The 21545-nt window shown below is 70.5% G+C and carries 19 protein-coding genes and 1 pseudogene; 4 read left to right on the top strand and 16 right to left on the bottom strand.

Annotated elements, in window-relative coordinates:
- Nucleotides 1–105: 105 nt before the first annotated feature.
- A pseudogene (locus tag ACFWYS_RS42975) lies at nt 106–411 on the top strand (DUF4872 domain-containing protein); the annotation flags it as partial.
- Between the two features lie 18 nt (nt 412–429).
- Here the strand turns inward: ACFWYS_RS42975 and ACFWYS_RS42970 are convergent.
- The 4 genes from ACFWYS_RS42970 to ACFWYS_RS42955 all read right to left on the bottom strand — a co-directional run bounded on the left by ACFWYS_RS42970 (nt 430) and on the right by ACFWYS_RS42955 (nt 4894).
- A complete protein-coding gene (locus tag ACFWYS_RS42970) occupies nt 430–1572 on the bottom strand; it encodes a hypothetical protein (protein ID WP_384781824.1) in 1143 nt (380 codons plus the stop codon).
- A 111-nt stretch (nt 1573–1683) separates the two neighbouring features.
- Nucleotides 1684–2601, bottom strand: coding sequence for a hypothetical protein (locus ACFWYS_RS42965; protein ID WP_384781822.1), 918 nt, complete (start codon nt 2599–2601; stop codon nt 1684–1686).
- Between the two features lie 246 nt (nt 2602–2847).
- Nucleotides 2848–3588, bottom strand: coding sequence for a type 1 glutamine amidotransferase domain-containing protein (locus ACFWYS_RS42960; protein ID WP_384781820.1), 741 nt, complete (start codon nt 3586–3588; stop codon nt 2848–2850).
- A gap of 139 nt (nt 3589–3727) precedes the next feature.
- Complete coding sequence (locus ACFWYS_RS42955) at nt 3728–4894, bottom strand: acyl-CoA dehydrogenase family protein (protein ID WP_384781818.1); 1167 nt, start codon at nt 4892–4894, stop codon at nt 3728–3730.
- A gap of 76 nt (nt 4895–4970) precedes the next feature.
- On the opposite strand from ACFWYS_RS42955, the gene ACFWYS_RS42950 reads away from it, so the two are divergent.
- On the top strand, nt 4971–5138 hold the full coding sequence (locus tag ACFWYS_RS42950; protein ID WP_384781816.1) for a hypothetical protein: 168 nt from the start codon (nt 4971–4973) through the stop codon (nt 5136–5138).
- Between the two features lie 133 nt (nt 5139–5271).
- Here the strand turns inward: ACFWYS_RS42950 and ACFWYS_RS42945 are convergent, their stop codons facing one another.
- Both ACFWYS_RS42945 and ACFWYS_RS42940 read right to left on the bottom strand, forming a co-directional pair.
- The gene (locus ACFWYS_RS42945; protein WP_384781814.1) at nt 5272–5547 is read right to left on the bottom strand and encodes a hypothetical protein; all 276 of its coding nucleotides are present in this window, start codon (nt 5545–5547) and stop codon (nt 5272–5274) included.
- A 110-nt stretch (nt 5548–5657) separates the two neighbouring features.
- The gene (locus ACFWYS_RS42940) at nt 5658–6452 is read right to left on the bottom strand and encodes a hypothetical protein (protein WP_384781812.1); all 795 of its coding nucleotides are present in this window, start codon (nt 6450–6452) and stop codon (nt 5658–5660) included.
- A gap of 81 nt (nt 6453–6533) precedes the next feature.
- Between ACFWYS_RS42940 and ACFWYS_RS42935 the strand changes: the two genes are divergently transcribed.
- Together ACFWYS_RS42935 and ACFWYS_RS42930 are read left to right on the top strand one after the other, a co-directional pair.
- Nucleotides 6534–7280: a class I SAM-dependent methyltransferase gene (locus tag ACFWYS_RS42935; RefSeq protein WP_384781810.1), complete on the top strand. Its 747-nt coding sequence runs from the start codon at nt 6534–6536 to the stop codon at nt 7278–7280.
- A 70-nt stretch (nt 7281–7350) separates the two neighbouring features.
- Nucleotides 7351–8067 carry a hypothetical protein gene (locus ACFWYS_RS42930; RefSeq protein WP_384781808.1) on the top strand — a complete coding sequence of 239 codons (717 nt, stop codon included), beginning with the start codon at nt 7351–7353 and terminating at the stop codon, nt 8065–8067.
- 15 nt (nt 8068–8082) lie between these two features.
- Here ACFWYS_RS42930 and ACFWYS_RS42925 read toward each other — a convergent pair whose 3' ends face one another.
- The 10 genes from ACFWYS_RS42925 to ACFWYS_RS42880 form a co-directional block, all read right to left on the bottom strand.
- Nucleotides 8083–9474 (bottom strand): FAD-dependent oxidoreductase, encoded by a 1392-nt coding sequence (locus ACFWYS_RS42925; protein WP_384781830.1) that lies wholly within the window; start codon nt 9472–9474, stop codon nt 8083–8085.
- A 292-nt stretch (nt 9475–9766) separates the two neighbouring features.
- Nucleotides 9767–11632 carry a GMC family oxidoreductase N-terminal domain-containing protein gene (locus tag ACFWYS_RS42920; protein WP_384781806.1) on the bottom strand — a complete coding sequence of 622 codons (1866 nt, stop codon included), beginning with the start codon at nt 11630–11632 and terminating at the stop codon, nt 9767–9769.
- Nucleotides 11629–13023 (bottom strand): hypothetical protein, encoded by a 1395-nt coding sequence (locus ACFWYS_RS42915; protein ID WP_384781804.1) that lies wholly within the window; start codon nt 13021–13023, stop codon nt 11629–11631. The genes ACFWYS_RS42920 and ACFWYS_RS42915 overlap by 4 nt, the downstream gene beginning before the upstream one ends.
- Entirely contained in the window at nt 13020–13736 is a 717-nt protein-coding gene (locus ACFWYS_RS42910; protein ID WP_384781802.1) for a FadR/GntR family transcriptional regulator, read from the bottom strand. Before ACFWYS_RS42910 ends, ACFWYS_RS42915 begins: the two co-directional genes overlap by 4 nt.
- A gap of 234 nt (nt 13737–13970) precedes the next feature.
- Nucleotides 13971–14564, bottom strand: coding sequence for a nucleoside deaminase (locus ACFWYS_RS42905; RefSeq protein ID WP_384781800.1), 594 nt, complete (start codon nt 14562–14564; stop codon nt 13971–13973).
- 57 nt (nt 14565–14621) lie between these two features.
- Nucleotides 14622–15710, bottom strand: coding sequence for an AI-2E family transporter (locus tag ACFWYS_RS42900; protein WP_384781798.1), 1089 nt, complete (start codon nt 15708–15710; stop codon nt 14622–14624).
- A gap of 350 nt (nt 15711–16060) precedes the next feature.
- Nucleotides 16061–17455, bottom strand: coding sequence for a hypothetical protein (locus ACFWYS_RS42895; RefSeq protein ID WP_384781796.1), 1395 nt, complete (start codon nt 17453–17455; stop codon nt 16061–16063).
- 316 nt (nt 17456–17771) lie between these two features.
- On the bottom strand, nt 17772–19619 hold the full coding sequence (asnB, locus tag ACFWYS_RS42890; RefSeq protein ID WP_384781794.1) for an asparagine synthase (glutamine-hydrolyzing): 1848 nt from the start codon (nt 19617–19619) through the stop codon (nt 17772–17774).
- A gap of 28 nt (nt 19620–19647) precedes the next feature.
- A complete protein-coding gene (panD, locus tag ACFWYS_RS42885) occupies nt 19648–20070 on the bottom strand; it encodes an aspartate 1-decarboxylase (RefSeq protein ID WP_384781792.1) in 423 nt (140 codons plus the stop codon).
- A gap of 53 nt (nt 20071–20123) precedes the next feature.
- Nucleotides 20124–21542, bottom strand: coding sequence for an aldehyde dehydrogenase family protein (locus ACFWYS_RS42880; protein WP_384781790.1), 1419 nt, complete (start codon nt 21540–21542; stop codon nt 20124–20126).
- Nucleotides 21543–21545: the final 3 nt, after the last annotated feature.

Here is a 21545-nt window from a genome sequence, read left to right as displayed (position 1 = left end):
CAGCGCCCCGCGCCCCCGCCCTCCGCCCCCGCGCCCCCCCGCGGGGCGCGCGGGGGGCCGCCAGGCCGCGCCCATCTAACCGCGCCGCCGGCGCCCCCCCCCCCCCCCGATCCGCGGGAAGACCTGCCACGGACCGCCGTCCTCATGGAGCGGGCGGGCACGGGCGGCGCCCTGTTCCGCAATCTCTACCGGGACTTCCTCGCCGAGTGCGCCCAGCTGATCGACAGCAGCCACCTGCGCACCGGCCACACCCTGTACACCGAGGCCGCCGCCCTCTGGACGCAAGTGGCCGCACTCATCGCGACAGCAGGCGAATCCGGCGACGCCAACCACCTCGTACAGGCCGGCTCCATCCTGCACGACCTCTCGCGCATCGAACACGATGCGATGCAGGCACTCAGCCTGCTCTAGGACCTGTCCGGCGCCCGACTACGCTGCGGCTTCGGGTTCGTTCGCCGCAGACGGGTGCACGTATCTGCCCTCCTTGAAGGGGGTGAACCACGTCTTGAACTCCATGGGCGCGACTCCGAGCGTGACACCCGCGGGAGAGTCGCCGTTCCCGTCCATCGAGTGGTCGTAGAGCCACTCGTGGTCCCGGTCCTGGTACACGTTGCCGGCGAAGGTCTCCAGAGCGGCTGACACGTCGTCATCGAGAAGGTCGTACAGCTCCAGGGTCATGGTCGTCCGGCTCAGGAGGAACCTCAGGGCGAGTTCCTCGGCCACGCAGCTGAGCCGCTGGAAGCTCCCGTCGGTGAAGCGGGTGGTCATGGCGACCACCGTCACCAGGAAGCGGCGGGCGAAGCTGGCGTCGTACTCAAGCGCGTATCGGTCGGGAAGGCGTTCCAAGTGCCACAAGGGACCTTCGCACTCCGCGACGGCGGCGTCCTCCTGCGTCAGGACCTGCACGTCTTCGAACAGCTCGGCCACCAGGATGTCGGTCGCGTAGACCAAGGCGCCGGCGGCGAGTCTGGCGCTTTCCGCCGGTACGGCGGACTTGTCGTCGCCGTCTTCCCGCTCGCCGTCCTCGTCGTCGGACACGCCGAAAGTGACCGGACGGAAGGAGCGCAATTCGTCGGCGAGCCCCAGCATCTGCGTGCGTACGGCCGCCGCCTTCGCCTCGGCGTCGTCGTATCCCTCATCGCTTGCTTCGGGCATCGGGTTCTCGGTATGGCGTGCCTTCCGTGCAGCCGGATCATCGGGTGGGGCATCCGGCCCTTCGGCTGCGTCGAGACTCGCCTTCGCCTGGTCCTGGTGCAGTTCGACCTCGCACCGCTCGATCGTCCAGTCGGCCAACAGCTCGGAGCGTTCCAGCAGTTCGTCCACGAGCGCCCGCACCGATTCCTCGGCGAACAGCAGGCCCGGAGCGTCGACGATGACCTTCAGATGGGCTCCACCAGGGTGGACCGCCACGATGGTGTCGCGAAGCTCGACCTTCACGCCGTCGGGCCCCTCGATGGCCCGGACGCAGTCGAATCCGTCCTCGATGAGTGCCACGGCGCCGGCACGCTGAAGCGGGTCCATCTCCGGAGTGCCCTCCGGGATGCAGGTGTCCACGGTCACTACGTACGTCACGTGTCCGAGCCTGACAGGAAGGAGCCCGTTCGCGCGCGGAATTGCGCGTGTCTGCAAGAACGGGTTGCCGAGGAACCGGTCGCCGCACTCGGCGACGGCGACCTCCTGACGTCACGGACTCGGCATCAGATCGGTCAGCGGAAACGCCCTCACGTCTTCAGCGGGGCGCGACAGATGCAGCATGGTGTGGAAGTAGCCGTCGGTCTCCTTCCCGTGCGGATCCTCGCCGCCTGCGGTCACCGCTTGGATCGCGTATTGCTGTTCATCTGCGTCTGTGAAGCGCCGCTGCGGGAAGGTGATCGCGCCGGCCTTCTCGGTGGCCAGCCCGTGTGAAGCCAGGCATGCGGCGATGGACGTGTACGGGGTCGTGCGCAGCACGAGGGCCGCAACCCACACCGGGGCGCGGACGCCGCCGGCCAGGAGTCGCTGGAAAGTCCGGGGAGACAGGAACGTCGTCCCTCCGGTGATCGTGATCAGCCGGGTGTGCTGCGTGGCGCGGAGCAAATGCGGGGAAGGAAGCTCGGTTTCGAGATTTTCGGCGAAGCCTTCGTCCAGCAGACCGACTGCGCGTGCGTAGGAGACGGCGTTCGCGGCCGGGTCGAGTCCGATCACCCGTGCCACGTCATGGCGTCGACGAGCCGCATAGTAGCTGCGGTCCCACTCGATCAGTTCGGCTGTGGTGAGCTCGGTGGCCTGCGGCGAGGTGTAGTGGGCGTAGAGGTCGTCCAGTGTCACCTCATGGTTGATGAGGGCGGCGTTGATGCCGTACGAGCAGCAGATGTCCAGCACTGTTGCCGGTTCTGCCGTGCGGACTGTCTGCCCGCAGGCCGTAAGCGCCCGCCGGAAGATGTTCTGTCCGTGATGGGGCGTCTGGTAGTCCAGTGGGCCCAACGCCCGGAAATAGGCCCGCGGATCCGGCTGATCGTAGATGTGGTCGAACGGCATCATCCCCTGCGAGGCCCGGACCCCCGACGCCCTCGCGTCATCGGCGGCCGATGCTCCCATGCCCGCGTTCCGCGCACCGCTCATCCGGTTCTCCTCACGCAGCCCAGGTGTGCCGTCCCGTCAGAGTCAGCGACTCCAGCGGGCCATGGGAACAAGGCGGGAGGAAAACCGGCCACGCGCCGCCGCAGGCCAGGTAGAGGCCACCAACAGCAGCCAGTTCCGTGAGCCTCCAAGTCAGGGGCGGGACCTTCGCCGGGGGCACCGGCGTCCAAGGATCCGCAGCCAACGTCACCAAAGCCGCCCTGCCAGGTGCCCTGCCAGGCAAGTGGGTTATTCCAGCAGGGCGGTGAAGCGCCGGGCGAAGAGATAGGCGTCACCGGGCCATCGGGCGGACAGATACCGGCCGTCCTGGACGACGAAGGCGGGGGTGTCGTCGCTCGCCGTACCGCGCCTCCGCAGCTCGATCGGTCCGCGTTCGAACTGCGCGGGGTCGTCGAGCGCGGCGGCCACCTCGTCCTGGACGTACGCCGGATACGTCCGGTAGTAGCGGCCGCGCCGCCACGCGGTGAGGTAATAGGCGCTGCGCTCCATGTACTTCGGCAGGCAGGTGGTGCGCCGGTCGGCGATGACGCTGCGGCCGGAATCCGGGTCGATGGTGCGGGCCAGTAGGAGGACGCCGTGGCAGATGGCGCCGACCGGCCGGCCCGTGGCCCAGAAGCGGGCGACCTTCGTCCGCAGGACGGGCGAGCCGAGGTACTGCCGCATGCCCGGCGCGTGCCCACCGGGCAGCAGCAGCCCGTCGTATGCCTCCGGCTCGACGGCCTCCCAGGCCAGCGGGTCACGGAAGGCGGCGTCGCCGGTGAGCTCGCGGTAGAACTCCTTCGGCTCCGGCTCCGCGCCGAGCTGCCCGAAGAGCACACCGCTGAGCAGCAGTGGATCGGCCCGCGGAGGCAGCCCGCCGTGTTCGGTGGCGAACACCACGTCGTGGCCGGCGTCGCGCAGCAGCCGCCAGGGGACGGCGACCTCCGTGACGTCGAAGTCCCGGTCGGGCAACGGAAGGAGGACACGCATGACTGATACCTATCACGGCGCCGCGTGGACCAGGCACCCACCTGCCAACGGACGGGGACCCGACGATCACAGCGAACTTCACCAAGCCGCTCGGCACCACAGGGCCTTGATCCTTCACCCGAGGGCGTGACGACGTTCCTCATGTGTCCAGACCTCCGCGCTTGACCAGCTGGCTCGCGATGACGTTGCGCTGGATCTCGTTGGTGCCCTCGCCGACGATCATCAGCGGGGCGTCGCGGAAGTAGCGCTCGACGTCGAACTCGGTGGAGTAGCCGTAACCGCCGTGAATGCGGACGGCGTTGAGGGCGATCTGCATGGCCGTCTCGGAGGCGAAGAGTTTCGCCATGCCGGCCTCCATGTCCACGCGGCGGCCCGCGTCCGCCTCCCGGGCGGCGTACAGGGTGAGCTGGCGGGCCGCCGTGAGTGAAGTCGCCATATCCGCCAGGTAGTTGCCGATCGACTGGTGCTTCCAGATCGGCTTGCCGAACGATTCGCGCTCCTGGGCGTAGGCGAGCGCGTCCTCGAAGGCCGCCCGGCCGACGCCAAGGGCACGGGCAGCGACTTGGAGACGGCCGGTCTCCAGGCCCTTCATCATCTGGGCGAAGCCCTTGCCCTCCGCGCCGCCAAGCAGGGCATCCACGGGAGCCCGGTAGTCCTCGAAGGACAACTCGCAGCTCTCCACACCCTTGTAGCCGAGCTTGGGCAGATCACGGGAGACGATCAGGCCCGGCCCGTGCTCGACTAGGAGGATCGAGATGCCCTGGTGAGCGGGCGTGGCGTCGGGATCGGTCTTGCACAGCAGGGCGATCAGGCCGGAGCGGCGGGAGTTGGTGATCCAGGTCTTGGCGCCGTTGACCAGGTAGCCGTCGGTGTCCTTGCGGGCGATCGTGCGCATGGCCTGGAGGTCGGAGCCGCCGCCGGGCTCGGTGAGGGCCATCGTCGCGCGGACCTCGCCGGTGGCCAGGCGTGGCAGGTAGTGGCGCTTCTGCTCCTCTGTGCCGAACCGCAGCAGCAGCTTGGCGACGACCGTGTGGCCGCCCATCGCACCGGCCAGACTCATCCAGCCGCGGGCCAGCTCCTCGGTGATCAGGACGTAGCAAGGGGTGGAGACCGGGGTGCCGCCGTACTCCTCGGGGACTGCGAGGCCGAAGATGCCGAGCCTCTTCATCCGCTCGATCAGGGCTTCGGGGTAGGTGTTCGCGTGTTCCAGTTCCTGGACGACCGGCTTCACCTCCTTGTCGACGAAGTCGCGCACCGTACGGACGACGAACCGCTCGTCCTCGGCGAGGATGTCGAGGGTGCTCATGCGGGAACTCCTTGTGGTTCGGATGACGCTGTCGGCCCTGAGGCGGTCGATGTCGGTGCTGCCGTATCCCATGACAGTGGCTCTACTTCTTGTACTGGGCCCCCACCAGGCCCTCGGCCTCGACATGTGCTGGGCGCGCGGCGTTCTCGACGCCGGTGACTCGGTCACGACGGTCGACGGGCAGATGATCGACCGGCCGGTGCTCGAACGCGCGTGCGGCCTGTTGGCCCGCGCGGGCGGTTGAGGCGCTGGCGCGCCAGACCGCCTGTGAACAGTGGACACCCCACCGATCCGGATGTATTGACGGCAAGCGCGGGTCGGGCACATTTCCTCGCCCGACCCGCCTCGTTGCGTCCGTGGACCCGCGCTTCCGTACGTCAGCAGACAGCGGTCCTGTCGTACTCGCCACCAAGGGTGTGGAAGTACCCACTGTGCTTGTCCTTGACGGTCTGGCAGGAGGTGTCACGCCAGTGATGGACGATGATCCTGATGCGCATCGTCGTGCCGCAGTTGTTGTACGGCCAGGCCTGCATGCCGCCGTCGGCGTTGTTGACATAGCTGCGCTCGATACAGGCGGGTGCGGTGCCACCGGCGGCGGCGTGTACAGGTGTCGCCTGCGCCGGAGCCGTGCCGCCCAGGACGCCTGCCAGCACGAACGTCAGAGATCGTCCACGGCCAGGATCTCGCCATGGCGTTTCGACAGGCCACGTACTTCGATCTCCGGGCCTGGACGAACATGGCCCTTGACTCACATGAAACTCGCCTACTTCACCGTGGCGGCGAAGCCGTAGAACAGGCCCTGGCCCGGCACCGGGAGGCCCGCCGGCAGTCTCTCTCCGGTCAGGGGCGGAAGGGTGAAGGCGTCCCAGTCGAGGGTCTTGGCGGTGTCGTCGAAGTGCTCGGCAAGGTCGATCACACTCGCCTCCTCGCCCCGTACGTATGTGGTGAGAGTGGCGGAGCCGCTCATGCCACATCCATCCACCATCGAGAACCAGCGGTCACAGGCCCACCGCAGCTCGTCCGGGCAGGTCGTGACGATCGTCGCGCAATGGGCGACCGATCCGCTCCAGGCGGTGTCGTCCATGACGTAGCAGTCGTACGCGAGCTCGTCCTCGTCGCCGTCCGTGTCGTCGGGCTCCGCCTCCTCATCGAGCAGTTCGGCCAGCTCTGCCAGGCTCTGAGCGGGGACGGTGTGGGCCGTGTCGGCCGTCCGTATGCGGGACATGAGCTCTTCCACCTCGCCCTGCCACGCTTCCAGTGTGGTCTCGTCCTCGGCCGCGTCCGGGTTGTTCTCCTCGACGTTCAGCCAGTAGTCGATCCGCTGGGCCAGGCGCCCGACGAGCAGGGTCATCGCGGGTACGTCCGAAGGGCGCGTGTCCAGAATCGCACGCAGCCAGTCCTCCTCCGGCCAGCTCTGACCGCCTTCGTACTGCGAATCCGGGTCATCCGGGTCATACGGCACCAGGCTCAGCAACCGGGCCAGGTCGAAGGCGGACCGGGCGTCGCCCGCGGTCGCGGCGGTGCGGAGCCGAGTGAGCGTCCCGTCGGTGATCGTCATGCACAAAAGGTAGACGGTGCACGCCAGTTGGCGGTCGGCGGCACCTGGCCCCGACGTGGCCCCCTTCTCATACTGGGTGGCATGGCCATCTACGACACCATCGGCACGACGTACGGCAGGACACGGCAGCCCGATGCGCGGATCACCGCCCGGATCCACGCCGCGCTCGGAGACGCCGCCGACGTGATCAACGTAGGCGCGGGCACCGGCTCCTACGAGCCGGCGCGGACCGTTCTCGCGGTCGAGCCCAGCCAGGTCATGGTCGCCCAGCGCCCGCCCGGGTCCGCGCCCGCCGTGCGCGCGGTCGCCGAACGTCTTCCGCTGCCCGACAACGCCGCGGACGCCGTGATGGCGCTGCTGACCGTCCATCACTGGAGCGACCTCGCGGCCGGGGTCGAAGAGCTCCTCCGGGTCGCGCGCCGCCGGGTCGTCATCCTGACCTGGGATCAGCGGATCTTCCGCGAGCGGTTCTGGCTCGTGCGGGAGTACCTGCCCGAGGCCGCCGCCTTCGACGACAGGCGTGACGTCCCGACCGACCGCCTGGCCGCTCTGCTCGGCGGGGCCCGTCAGGAGACCGTCCCCATCCCGCACGACTGCACGGACGGGTTCGGCGCCGCGTACTGGCGCCGTCCCCATGCCTACCTCGATCCGCAGGTGCGCTCCGGCATCTCCATGCTGGCGCAGACCGGGGACGACGTGCTCGCTCCCGGCCTGGCGGCACTGGCCGACGACCTCGCGACCGGCCGCTGGCACGACCGGCACGCCGACCTGCTGGCCCTCGACGCCATCGATGTCGGCTATCGACTCCTGGTGCGGGAATCCTGGTGAAGGAATCCTGGTGACGGACTCCTGAGCTGCGAGGCCGCGCGTGTCCCTGGGCTGTGGTGAAGTGGGGATCATGACGACGAGCGATGCGATCGTGGTGCCCGAGCTGTACTCCGGCTATCCCCAGGTGGCCTTCGGCGGCTATGTCGCCGGGGTGTTGGCGGAGAGGTCCGGGGCGCCGACGGTGCGGGTGGACTTCCGTGGGCCGGTGCCGGTCGAGGTGCCCGTGCGGATCGCCGGAACGGCGGACGGGGGCATGGAGTTGGGCGAGTCCGAGCGGCCCCTTGCCGCGGCGCGCCCCGCCGAGTTGCTGATCGACGCGCCGCCCGCGCCGTCCTGGGACCGGGCGGCCGCCGCGGCCGACGAGTTCCGGGCGGCGCCGCCCCCGGGGGTGGTCGACTGCTTCGGCTGCGGCCTGCGCGAGGCCGACCGCGGTCTGCGTGTGTACTGCGGCCCGGTGCCGGAACTCGGCCTCGTGGCCTCCGCCTGGGTCCCGTCCCGTGTCTTCGCCGACCCGGACGGCCTGCTCCCGCGCGAACTGGTCTGGGGCGCCCTGGACTGCCCGGGGCACTGGGCGGGCCGCTTCCTCGGCACCCAGCGCGCGGGGGCGGTCACCGCGGCCCTGACGGGCAGAATCCTGCGGCCGGTCGCGACCGGTGAGCCGTATGTCTCGTACGCGTGGATGCTGTCGGAATCCGGCCGCAAGCACCACATGGGCGTGGCACTCGCCACGGCGGAGGGCGAACTGTGCGCCCTCGCCGAGGCGTTGTGGATCGACCCCAGGCCCTGAAGCCGTCTGCCCGGATCAGACCTGCGTTTCCTCCTGTGTCGCCGGTGGCTCGGTGGGGGTCGACGCCGGCGGGCGGAACAGCACGGCCCGGGCCACCGGTGGGGCGAACAGGACGCTGACGGGAGCGGAGAGGGTCAGTACGGCACGGAAGGCGCGGCCCACGACGGGGTCGCCGTAGTAGCAGTCCTGGACGCGCCGCAGGTACCAGTCGGCGACGCGGTCCGCGGGCCGGCCGTCCACCGCGTTGCCGATGGCGCCCGGCATCTTACGGTCCGCGCCGGCGGAGATGTCCCATGCCTGCCGGGACGCCTCGAAGAGGGCCCGCTGTACGCGCCGTGTCGTGGCGGTACGGCGCGGATCGGCCAGCGCGTCGCGCAGGGCCACGGCGTTCATCGCGGCGACGGCCATGCCCTGTCCGTAGATGGGGTTGAAGGTGCACTGGGCGTCGCCGACGGCGAGGAATCCGGCCGGGCGGCGGCCGGGCAGGTCGTAGCGGCGGCGGACATTGGCGGTGCGTCGGTTGCCGAACGGCGGCGAGAGCGGTTCGGCTTCATCCAGCCAGCTGTGCAGCGGCGGATGCGGCAGCCTCCTGGTGTACGCCACGAACTCGGCCTCTCCGGTGGGCGGTTCGTCGCCGCGCAGCCCCGAGACGATGACCAGATGGCTGCCGTCCTCCAGCGGCAGCGCGCCGCCGGCGTGGACCTGGTCGGGGCTCGGGTAGACGTAGTAGCCGGCGGTCGCGCCGTCGAGGACGCCGCTCTTGCCACGGTAGACGCGGGAGGCGTAGGCGAGCCCTGTGTCGATGGTCTCCTCGTGCGGGGCCTCGGCCCCGATCCCGGTGAGCCACTGCGGTGCCTTGGTGCCGCTGCCGGAGGCGTCGACGACCAGGTCGGCCTCGACGGCCCGCTGCTCCCCGCGGCCGTCGCCGGAGCGGTCCCGCAGCAGCACCCCCCGCACCCGCGAGGCGTCGCCGATGAGCCCGACGGCATCGGTGCCCTCCAGCACGTTGATCACGGGGTTGGCGAGGACCCTCCGCCGCACCAGTTCCTCCAGCTGGGCGCGGGAGCCGGTGTAGATGTGGGTCGTCGCAGGGAACCTGCGGAACCAGCGGTCGCTCTGCCGCAGGACCAGGTCCGACGGCATTCCCACCCGAGGTGCCCCCGCCGCCCGCAGCTCCGCCACGAAGCCCGGCAGCAGCGACTCCAGGGCCGCCTGACCGCCCTCCAGCAGCACATGCGGATGCCGGCCCTGCGGCACACCGGGCCGGGACGCCGTCCCCTCCGGGAACCGGTCACGCTCGACCACGGTCACCCGATCGGCGTGTCCGGCGAGCACGTGCGCCGCGAGCATCCCCGCGAGGCTCCCGCCCACGACGACCGCGTGCCGCCCGCCCCTGCCGCCGTCCATGCCTCGATCGCCCTTCTCCGCACCAGAGTTCACCGAACCATTCCCCCTGCCCTGATCACCACGTCGCGACAAGGCACCAGTATCGGGCTTCACGGGGCAGGTTGACCGAATTCCGGCCGAGTCGAACCACGTCGTCGGCCCGTTCGTCGCACACCCTGGAGTCGGGAAGGAGCGGCTCGATGAAGACTTCCGCAGCGGAGCGGACCGCGGGCCCGGGCTCCGCCCTTTCCAGTGATCACGGGGCTCGCGGACCGCATGGTGTCGGCGGACGTCTTCGCCTCCGCGAAGTCCCTCACAGACTCGTCACGAAGCGCTGGGCGATGCCCAGGGCGGCCGCCATGATGCTGAGCTGGGGATTGACCTCCGGGCAGCCGGGCAGCACGGATCCGTCGGCGATCAGCACACCTCGTACACCCCGCAGGCGTCCCTCCGAGTCGGCCGGTGACTGCTCGGGGTCCGCCCCTGCGGCGGCCGTGCCCGTGGGGTGGAACGCGGACGTGTGCAGGTGCCGTGCCGTCACCGTGTCGAGGAGGGCGTCCAGTTGGTCGGCGCCGCGAGCGCGTGGGGCGTGCGGGACGCCGGTCAGTACCTCTTCGGCGCCGGCGGCGAACAGCAGGCGGCCCATGGCTCGTTGGGCGCGCAGCAGGCGGCGGGCGTCGCGCGGTGCGAGGTCGTAGCGCAGCAGGGTGCGCTCGCGGCCGAGGACGCGTCCCGAGGGCCGGTCGGCGACCATGGCGCCGAGTGTCGCCAGGTGATCCGTCCCCTCGATCTCGCGGCGCAGTTCGTGGCCGACGCCCGGCAGCACGAACGAAGTCATGCCCGGGGGCGCCGCGGTGGCCTCGATCAGGATGCCGTCGGCGTGCAGTTCTTCCACGCCGACGCTCTGCAGTACCCCCTTCCAGCCGGTGACCGGTCGGCTGAAGCGGCCCGCGACGCTGATGGCGGGGTGCACGCTGAGGTTCCGGCCGGTCCGGGGGTGTCGGCCGAGGCCGGAGCGGCGCAGCAGTTGGGGGGTCTGGAGGGCGCCGGCGGCGACCACGACCAGAGGGCTGAGGATCTCCAGTTCGGTGCCGTCGGGGCGGCCTACGACCACTCCGGCGGCGCTTGGGCCGCCGGGCCGGTCGCGGTCGGTGAGGATGCGCAGGACGCGGGCGCCCGTCAGGATCGCGGCGCCGGCCGCGCAGGCCTCGGGGAGCACGGAGAGCTGGACGCTCTGTTTGGCGCCGGTGGGACAGCCGACGACGCACTGGCAGGAGCCCCGGCAGCCGGGGGCGTTGCGGCGCAGGGGTGCCGCGGCCCAGCCGAGTTCCTTCGCGCCGGCCAGGGCGAGCAGGCCGTTGGCGCCGAGGACGTCCAGTGGCTGCCGTGCCACCCGAAGGGTGTGTTCCACCTCGTCCAGGTGGGCGTCGAAGCCCTCGGCGACCTCGAATCCGTACCGGTTCAGCCAGCGGGTGACGACATGGTCCGGTGTGCGGTAGCAGGTACCGGAGTTGACGACGGTGGTGCCGCCGACCGCGCGGCCGACGGGCAGGACCAGCGGAGGGTTGCCGAGGGCGATGGTGGCGCCGCCGTCCCGGTAGAGGTCGGTGAAGCGGTCGAGCGGCGCGCGGCGCGCGAACGACGCGGTGCTGTGGTGCTCGCCCTCCTCGACGATGACGACCCGCAGCCCGGCGCGGGCCAGTGTCCGGGCGGCCATCGCGCCACCCGCGCCCGATCCGACGACCACGGCGTCGGCGGTGGAACGCGTCGGCCAGTCACGGGAGGGCGTGCAGTCGAGCGGCGGATCGTCGGGGGCGGGCGGCGGGGACGCCGGGACCTGTCGCAGCGTCCGTTCGGTGCCCGCGGCCAGCAGCACCGGTACCTTGACGGCGTCCAGGAGGGGCAGCAGGGCCCGGTGGGAGGCGAGGGACGCCATGACGTGCTCGCGTTCCGCGAAGCCGAGTGCCGGCAGCCGGCGCCCCGTACGGGCCACGGCGTAGGCGTTGATCGCCGTGGTGGCGCCGCGTAGCGCGGTGCGTGCCGGGGCGGGCATGGCGTCCAGCAGTGTCTCGACGCGCCGTGGCACGGCCCGGGTCCACTCGGCCGTGCCGTCGTCCGCGAGCAGCGCGGCCGTGAGGGCGGTAAGTGCCGTAGGACCAGGGTGGGTTGAGGGGGTCATCGGTCGCCGACCTCCGCGTGGGCGGTGCCGGAGAGCCGCCAGGTGGCCTCCTCGCGCCAGGTGCCCCACCAGCGCTCCAGGCTGACCAGCGCGTCCGCGGTCTCGCTGTTGTGGCAGACGGCGGGAGAACCGTCGGGGTCGGTGTAGTCGAGCGTCAGCGTCCGGCGCGGCGGCTGGTTCACCGTCACCTTGATGCGGCGCAGGCCCGCGCGGCCGGTCACCCGCCACTCGGGCAGGCCGAGCCGTGCGCGGAACCGGCCGAATCCCGCCCAGCCCACGGCGGTTCGTTCCGCACGCCGGGGCCAGGTCTGTCCGTCGCGCAGCAGCCGCAGGAACACCAGGGGCGGCAGCTTGTCGAGTCCGCGCCGCATGGAGACTGCGGCGACGATCTCCAGTACGTCCCCGCCGCCGAGGTCGGCGTGGAGCCAGGCCCAGCGCCGGGCGTTGCCGTGGCCGTAGATGCGGGCGCTCGCCCCGATCGCCCCGTCGAGCCGCAGTTCGTTGTCCCCGTACCGGACGGTTCCGCTGTAGTGACAGCGGGCGGCGGGCAGCATATGGCTGGCCGGCAGCCAGGGGCGGCGCCAGGACCAGCGGGGGAAGGTGTGCACCGGCCCGCTCCGGGGCGTCTCGGTGAGCGACCAGGTGAACGGCCCTGCGGAGCCGGCGAGTTGACCGGGCCGGGCGCGGATGCCCTCGGCGGCGAAGCCCGCTCCGCGCTCCGTCCACGGTACGGGGCCGAAGCGTGCGTGCTCGACGGGGCCGTCCTCGGGGAAGACGGCGGCCCAGCCGTGGGCGTAGGCGCCGGAGCCGTCGGTGGGGGCCACGAGTTCGTGGTGCAGCCAGACTCCGCTGCCGGTCAACGGATCGGTCAGGGTCGTGTACCAGACCTCCGTCCGGCCCTGGTTGCCGTCCCAGCGGGGGGCCAGATCCCGATCGGCGGCCGGATCGACGGCGCGCGGGAAGCGGAAGCTCGCGAGGAACGGCAGCAGACCGGTGGCGAGCGGGAAGCGCAGCGTGCCCTCGCCGACGCGTTCGCCGTCCTCGTGAAGGGTGTACGGCAGCACCGTCATCGAGGCGAGGGGGCGCGCGGCCGAGAGGGACTTCCAGCCGTCCAGCTCCACTCGCCTGCCCTCCATGACGAAGCTGATCCGGTACCGGATCCTGCGGCGGGCCAGCGGTGAGATCTCCAACTCGCCCACCGCTTCGGCGTCGTCCGCGCGCCCGGCGATGCGCACGCGTCCCGTCACGCGCGCGGGCGTCGTGCGGTGGGGCAGCATCACGACGTCGGCCCGGACCGCGAGGTCCAGTCGCACAGGGCGTTCGCGCTCCTCGTCGCCCAGGCGCACACGGCCCAGCATCGTCTCCCGGAACACCGTTCCACGCGGGCTCACAGGGCACCGTCCCGGCGTTCACGGGAGCGCGCCAGGCCTTCGAGCATGATGCGTTCCGTCGCCGACAGATAGGCGCTCGCGGCGACACGCGCCGCCTCGGGGTCGTGGGCGGTCACGGCCTCGACGACCGGGGCCAGCCGGTCGTGGGCGGCGCGCGCGTCCAGGAAGGGGGCGACCAGCGCGGCACGCACCGGCAGATACGCGTTGAACAGGGTGTTGGTCAGCAGGACGTACACCCGGTTGCCGGTGGCCCGGGCGAGCGCCCGGTGCACCTCGGCGTCAGCCAGCTGCACTTCGTCACCGCCGTCCGCGTCCGCCACGGCCGTCATCAGCAGGCTCAGCTCGGCGATCTGGGCGGGCGTGGCACGGGCGGCGGCGCGTTCCGCGATCAACGCGCCGATGCTGCCGCGCACTTCGAAGATCTCGCCGATCCAGTCGGGGCTGTGCCGCACCAGCATCGGCAGCAGATCGGCCCCGCCCAGACGCAGGAAGTCCCGTACGCGGGTCCCCACACCGTGCCGTGTCTCCAGAAGTCCCACGTGCACCAGCCGGCCGAAGGCATGCTTGAGCGTGGTGCGGTTGACCCCGAACCCGTCGGCGAGTTCACGCTCGGGCGGCAGATAGCTCCCCGCCGGATGACGTCCGGCGAGAATGTCCTCGCGCAGCCGTTTCTCCAGGACGTCGACGACGGTCTCACGCGGCAGTGCTTCCATCCCGGCCCCCAGCCAGCCAGTGGATCAGTGACTGAGCCACTGAACCACCAATGAGACGAAGCGTCAACAAGCCGTGCGCCGGGAGAGGTTGCCGAGGCCGGGACAGCGCGTCTCGGTACCCTCCCGGCCATACAGGGGGCTCAAGTACGGGTCCCGGCAGGCGAGTCGCGGGGAACGAACGGACGTGATCCCGGCGGAACAGCTGGCAGAGCACGGCCAGTCGGCGGCGAGTGGTCAGGAGGCCTCGGCCGAGGGGTCCTCCTGCCGGAGCCGCTGAGCCTCCCTGAAGAGGTGGTTGGTGTGGTGCGCGAGGACGCCACCCAGGAGCAGTTCCGGGGTGTAGAAGGACCGTGCGGAGGCGGCCACCTGCCGTGCGGACAGGTCGATCTGGCCGATGTCGGTGCGACGGATCTCGTCGATCGAGCTCGCCCACACGACGCGCCGCAGATCGGCCCATGCCATCGCGCTCATGCACATCGAGCAAGGTTCACCGGTCGTGTAAAGGGTGGTGTCGGCCCAGCCCTGGTTGCCGTGGCGCCGCACATAGTCGTTCATGGCGACCACCTCGCCGTGCAGCAAGGGGCTGTCCGACCCGGTGTTGACCCCGCGCGCCAGGATCTCGCCGGTCCGGGAGTGCACGATCACCGCTCCGAACGGCCACTTGGGGTTCAACCGGGCCTGCTCGATGGCCGACCACATGTACCGCTCGTGGTGAGTGCCGGGATCAGCGGTCGCCTGTGCCACGTCGGGCCGTAACGCCAACGGCGCCGCGACGCCCGTGAGCACGACTCCGCACCTGCCGAGGAACTGACGCCTGCCTGCGTCCATACGCTTCTCCTCACCCGTGGTCGATTCCTGACAGATCGTGTCCAGCGCGGCGGCGCCTCATGCACCGTCCCGCAGCGCCCGGTACGACGCCCACGCCACCGCCACCAGCGGTACGGCCACCACCGCACCGATCACCCCGGCCGCGACCGCCCCGCCGACGACCGCCAGCGCCACCACCACCGGGTGCAGCCGGACCGCCCAGCTCATCACGATGGGATGCAGGAGGTGGCCCTCGATCTGTCCGATGACCACGATCAGGACCACGACCACCAGGGCGATCAACGGCCCCTTCGTGGCCAGCGCGACGACGGCCGCGACAGCCAGCGCGATCGGTGAGCCGATCAGCGGGATGAAGGCGGCGAGGAACTCCAGCAGCGCCAGCGGCACGGCGAGCGGCACTCCGAGGGCGGACAGGGCGATGCCGACGAGGACCGCGTTGGTGGCCGCCACCAGCAGGATGCCGTGCGTGTAGCCCGTGAAGGTCCGCCAGGCGGCCCGGCCCGCCACCGTGAATCGCTCGCGCGCCCCCTCGGGGAGCTCGTCGCACAGCCACTGCCACTGGCGGTCGCCGGAGTGGGTGAAGAAGACCGCGCAGAACAGCGCCAGGGCGATCACGGTCAGCACCTCGACCAGCCGGCTCGCCCCGCTGAGCGCCTCGCTGATGAGGGTGGAGCGATGGCTCGACAGGAGCTTGCCGATCCGGGACTGGAGATCGTTGAACGTGTCCGGGGGAAGCCGGAAGGGCGGGTCCTCCAGTTGGCGCTCGATCCGGTCGATGCCCGCCACGAACTCCTTCTGCAGCCCAGTGCTCTGATCCGCGACGATCTCGCCGACCAGGGCCAGCGCGCCGAGGACGACGGCGACGCCGCCGATGAGGGCGGTGGCGACCGCGAGCGGCCGGGGCAGGTACCGGGCGAGGAGACCGGCCGTGGGGCGGAGCACGGTGGTGATGACGAGGCCGAGGAAGACGGCGACGGCGATCCGGTGGAACTGCCCCAGCACGGAGAAGACGGCCCGCACCACGACGCCGATGACGATGATCCGCCATGCGTACGCGGCCGCGGTCCGCAGCGCGTCCGGCACACGGGACTCGCCGCCGCTCAGACGTCCGAGCGGCGAAGCGGGCGGATCGGGCGGCGGGGGCACCTCTTGCCCGTACCACCCGCCGCCGGTCAGACCGCGGGGGCACCGCGGAATTCCCCCGAAGGCCGGTACCGGTACCGGCGCCGACCGCGGCTCGTGCCGCCCGGGCGATGCCCTCTCAGGTTCCGCTGAGGATCTCGCGCGGAACACTCACGCGTCGGCATGCAGGCCATGCGGCCGCAGGAGTGCGATGTCCTCCGACGCCAACGAGACCGCCCTTGAGTATCTGGCCCGAAGCCTGGACGAGTGGGCCGCGGTCCACCCGCCCGAACGCGTCGCCCTGGTCCGGCTGACCCGGGTCGGCGCAGGGACGCCCCCGGTGTCGCGTGCAGCGGAGAGTAAACGCCCACCGGCTAGACCTTCTGGGCGAGCTTCTGCTCCTTGAGGAACTCGCGTACGACCGGCGTTCGGCGATGCTCGTTGAGTTTGGTCAGTACGCGCTGGAAATAGATCTTCACCGGGTACGACTGGGATTTGTTCAGCGCGGGCGGAATTTTCCTCGCCCATTCGATCGCCATGTCCATTTCCCCGGAGGCGGCATACGCCAAGGCGATGTGTGTATTGCCGAACTCGATGTCACGCTGTGTGATCGCGGGGTTGGTGAGGGTGGCCGGGGTACTGCCGAAGAGGGGGAGCAGGTATTCCATTGCCTTGGTCCGGTCGCCGAGATAGACGTAGGCATTGCCGGCCTGGATGAGTATCGATTCGGGCGTCACCCAGTCGACACAGCTCGGATCGTCGTCGTGCGGGGAGGCCGAATGGAGGGTGCGGGCTGCGTCGATATGACGCTCGACGGCCTCCCTGTCGCCCTGCAGTGCGCTGGTGAGGGCTCGTGTGATCGCGAAATGGGCTGACAGGCGGGGACTGGGGCGCGAGTGTGCGCACAGCCGCTCGGCGGCGTCGATGAGGGCGTGCGTTCCGACGACATCGTGCAGATCGATCTTCTGCCTGGCCAGCAGAGTCATTCCATACGCCCCGAGTTGGGGGTCCCCGGCGGCGGCCGCTGCTCGCAGGCTGGCGAGATAGGCGGCCTGGGCGCGCATGTTGTCTCCCAGTTCGAACGCGCGCAGTCCGGCGAAGCTCGTGGCGTCTGCCGCCAGTGCCAGCAGACGAGCACTGGTGGCCCGGTCACAGGAGGCGCTGCGGACAAGATCGGAGATCGTCCGCTGTTCCGCGTCCGCGAGCGGCCGGACCGCGAGGGATCCCAGAGTCGCCACGAGCGCATGCAGCTGCAGCTGGCGCTGCTCCAGAAGGTCTACGGTCGAGCCGTCGATGCGCTGGTGGCCCTCGGCAGGCTGCCATCGGGGGGTGGCAGCCACCGCATCCAGCCAGGACGCGGCCAGGTCGGCGATGCCCTCTTCACAGGACAGCGCCTGGTAGCCCCGGTCCACCGACCTGGACGTCGCCTTCCCGGTGCGGTCCAGGGCCTGGAGCGCGGTGTCCCAGGTCCAGGGCGCGGTGAGCAGCTCGGAATGGCCGGTGGCCGCGTAGAGCCAGTCGGGCCAGCCGAGCCGCAGCACCTCGGAACGCGGCACACCGTGCACATGGGCCATGGCGAGCTGTGCCTTGGCTTCCGGGATCACCTTGCCGGATTCCCAGCGGGCGACTTTCTCCCGACGGGCTGCCATGTTTCCGAATCCGAGTGCGGCATGGGTTTCGGCGACGAGTTGGGCGTATGCGCCATGCGTCAGGCCGGTTCCGTCACGGAGCAGTGCAAGGGGGTGGCGGACGGTTCGGTAGGCGTCCATATGCGGTGCCTCGTGCTGTGCGGGCACGCTCGGCCGTGCACCCGCTTCCTGCCTGCGGGAAGGGCCGGCGTGCGAAATGGACGTGGTAGCGGGTCGTTCACGGAAACGGGGCCTCGTGGTGCAGGCCCAGGACAATGGAAGAAATGGCGTGAAGCGGTGTCAATGGCGGGAGAATTCTTCTCGTGGCCCGCGGGCGTCGTGCTGTTACGTTGTCCGCACCGCCGCATGTACATCGGCACTGTCGCTGGTCAGGGAGTGTTCGGTGTGTGTGAAATTCACGCGAGCGCCGCCGGGAGCGCAGACGTGGTCGGGGCTGTCACAGCATCAGCGTGGGCCGGTAGATGTCGAGCCAGGTGTGCAGATCGAGGAATTTCTCCAGCGCCGCTCGGTGACCATGGGGGTTCGGGTGGCCCGCGGGGTCTGCGGACGCCGTTTTCATCGCCGCGGCTTTGTCGAACATTGCGAAAACGTCGTGGCCGGGGTGATGGGCCAGAACTTGGCGGACCTGGTCCTGGAGGGAGCGGACATAGCCCAGGTCCCGGGTCATCGGATAAGGGCTCTTGAGCCGTCTGAACACGCTGTCGGGAATGACCCGGCGCGCGGCCGCCCTGAGGACGCTCTTCTCGCGGCCGTCCGCGACGTGGAAGGCCCATGGGATGTTGAACGCGTACTCGGCGATGCGGTGGTCGCAGAACGGCACGCGCACCTCCAGTCCTACGGCCATGCTGAGCCGGTCCTTTCGTTCCAGCATTCCCGCGAGGCTGCGCGTCAGGTGCAGATGGAGGAGTTCGCGCGAGCGGCGTTGTGCCGCGCTTTCGCCGTCGAGTGACGGGGTCTCGGCGACCGCCTCGTGATAGCGCCGGGTGGCGTATCCGGGCAGGTCCAGTGCTGTCGACAAGTCCTGGGGAAGGAAGGCACGTTCCTGTCGTATGCGGCCGAGCGCCGCGATCAGCCAGGGGAATCCGGGGGCCTCGCGGAGTGCGGCATCGTGGAACCACCAGTAGCCGCCGAACATCTCGTCGGCGCCTTCTCCGGACAGGGCGACGGTGCTGTGCTCGCGGATCGCGGTGAACAGCCGGAGCAAGGAGTGGTCCATGTCGCCGCGCCCGACGGGCAGATCGCGGGCGCGGACGGCGGTGTGGCGCAGACCCGGTTCGGAGAGGCCGGCGCCGTCCAGCACCAGATCGGTGTGGTCGGCGCCGAGGAACGCGGCGACCGTACGTACATAGGGTGCGTCGGGGCCGACGTTGTGGGCGTCGGGAGTGAACTGGTCGGTGTGTCCGAGGAAGTCCACGGAGAAGGTGCGCAGACGCTCTCCGTGCATGTCGAGTTCGTCGGCGGCGAATCCGGCGATCGCGCTGGAGTCGAGCCCGCCGGACAGCAGCAGACATCGCGGGACGTCCGCGACGAGCTGTTCGCGGACCGAGCCGCTGAGGAGGTGCCGTGTGTGGGCGTGGGTGGTGGCGAGATCGTCCATGTGCGGCCGGGCGGTCAGCCGCCAGTACGGGGCTTCCCGCACCCCGCTGCGGTCGACGGTCACCAGGGATCCCGGGTGCACCTCCCGCATCCCCCGCCAGATCGCGGCTCCGGGGGTCTTGACGCCCAGCATGATCTCCCGCAGTCCGTCGTGGTCGACCGCGGCCTCGACCTGGGGATGGGCGAGGATGGCCTTGGGTTCGGAGCCGAACAGGACGCCGTCCGCGGTGGGGTAGTAGTAGAGCGGTTTGACCCCCAGCCTGTCGCGGACCATCAGCAGTCGGTCGCGGCGGCCGTCCCAGACGGCGAAGGCGTACATCCCCACCAGGTGGTCGACGAGCCGGTCGCCCCACTCCAGGTAGGCACGGAGGACGACCTCGGTGTCACTGGAGGTGCCGAAGCGGTGCCCACGCCCGCGCAGGTGCTCGCGCAGAGCGAGGAAGTTGTACGCCTCGCCGCTGTAGGTCAGGGCGACAGGGCCGTCCGCCGTCTCCACGGTCATGGGCTGGGCGCCGCCGTCGAGGTCGATGACGGCCAGGCGCCGGTGTCCGAGGGCGGCGTGCCGACCGATCCAGACTCCCGATGCGTCCGGGCCCCGGGAGGCCATGGACCGGGTCATGGCGTCCACGGTCTCCGGATGACCTGTGAGGTCGGTGTCGAAGGAGATCCAGCCTGTGATGCCACACATGCGTACTCCGTAGGATGCTGGGCCGGGTTCAGTCGACGTGGACGTGGTCGCCGCGTTCGGTGCTGCCGTCGGATGTGCTCTCGGCGGGGTCGGATCCCAGGGCGACGATCTTGTTGCCGCCGTCCACATGAACGACCTTGGGGACGAGCCCGGACGCGTCGGAGTCCCAGATGTGGGCGTAGGAGATGACGATGACGATGTCGCCGGGGTTGATCAGCCGGGCTGCGGCGCCGTTGATCCCTACGACCCCGGTGGAGCGGGGGCCTTCGATGATGTACGTGGACAGGCGGTTGCCGTTGTTGATGTCGACGATGTCGACCTTCTCCCCCGGCAGCAGCCCGGCGGCATCCATCAGGTCGGCGTCCAGGGTGAGCGATCCGACGTAGTGCAGGTCGGCCTGGGTCACGGTGGCGCGGTGGATCTTGGACTTGAACATCGTGCGGTAGTACATGGGATCACCCTCCATTGGTGCTTGTGGGGATTCGAGGAGTCGGGGATTGGGGGTCAGGCCTGGATGGCCTTGGTCTCCAGGAACTCCTCCAGGCCTTCCTGGCCGCCCTCGCGGCCGTTGCCCGACTGCTTGTATCCGCCGAACGGCGCGTTGGGGTCGAACTGCGCACCGTTGATCTGGACCTGTCCGGCCTGGAGCCTCCGGGCCACCGTCAGTGCCCGGTCCTCGTCCGCCGACCACACCGCGGCGGCCAGACCGTAGGCGGTGTCGTTGGCGATGTGGACGGCTTCGTCCTCACTGTCGTAGGCCTCGATGGCCAGGACCGGGCCGAACACCTCGTCGTGGTGAAGGGACATCTCGCCGGTGACGTGGGAGAGCACGGTGGGGCGGACGAAGTACCCCCGGCCGGGTTCCCGCGGTGCGGCCGCACCGCCGGTGACGAGCTTCGCTCCGCTCGCCAGGGCGTCGCCGATGTGGCGTCGCACCCGGTCGCGCTGGGCGGCGGAGACCAGCGGCCCCAGTCGGGTGTGTTCGCCGGCGGGGTCCGCGGGTGCCCAGGCCGGGGCGGCGTCGCGGGCCAGTTCCTCGGTTTCACGGAGCCTGGCGCGCGGCACGATCAGGCGGGTGAGGGCGGAGCAGGTCTGTCCGTTGTTGAGGAACGCGGCCGCCATCACCGCTGGGACGACCAGGGTGGGGTCGGCGTCTGTGAGCATCACCGCGGGGCTCTTGCCGCCGAGTTCCAGGGTGACCTTCTTGACGCTGTCGGCGGCGAGGGCGGCGACCCTGCGGCCGGCCGTTGTGGAGCCCGTGAAGGAGACCACGTCGACTCCCGGGTGGGCGGCGAGCGCCTCCCCGACGGTGGGGCCGGTTCCGCTGACGAGGTTGAACACTCCCGGCGGCAGTCCGACGGAGTCGATGATGTCGGTCAGTTCCCAGACGCTGAGCGGCGCGATTTCGCTGGGCTTGAGAACGACGGTGTTGCCTGCGGCCAGCGCGTAGGCGACCTTGGCAGCCACCTGGTGCACGGGGTAGTTCCACGGCGTGATCGCCGCGACCACACCGTAGGGCTCCCGCACGATCAGTGACGGGCCGCGGCGCTGTTCGAAGTCGTACGCCATGGCTGTCCGTGCTGCCTGCAGAAAGCTGTTGACGGGCAGCGTGACCTGTACGGCGCGGGAGAACGCCAGTGGGGTTCCGACGTCGCGGGTGATCAGCCGGGCCAAGTCGCCTGCACGGCGGCCCAGTTCCGCGGCGATGGCGCGCAGGTGGCCGACGCGCTCGGCGACCGGCGTGCGTGACCAGGCGTGGAAGGCGGTGCGCGCCGCCCGGACGGCGTCGTCGGCGTCCTGCGCCGTGCCGTCCGGTATCTGCGCCAGTGGCTGCTCCGTCGTGGGGTCGAGGACGGTGAGCGTTTGGGTGCTGTGCGACGGCTGCCATGAGCCGTCGATGTAGAGGTGGTCGTAGGCAGACAACTT

This window comes from Streptomyces sp. NPDC059010, from assembly GCF_042740355.1.
Lineage (GTDB): Bacteria > Actinomycetota > Actinomycetes > Streptomycetales > Streptomycetaceae > Streptomyces.
The sequence above is the reverse complement of the archived record's forward strand: the minus strand, read 5'-3'. Positions and strand labels throughout refer to the sequence as shown.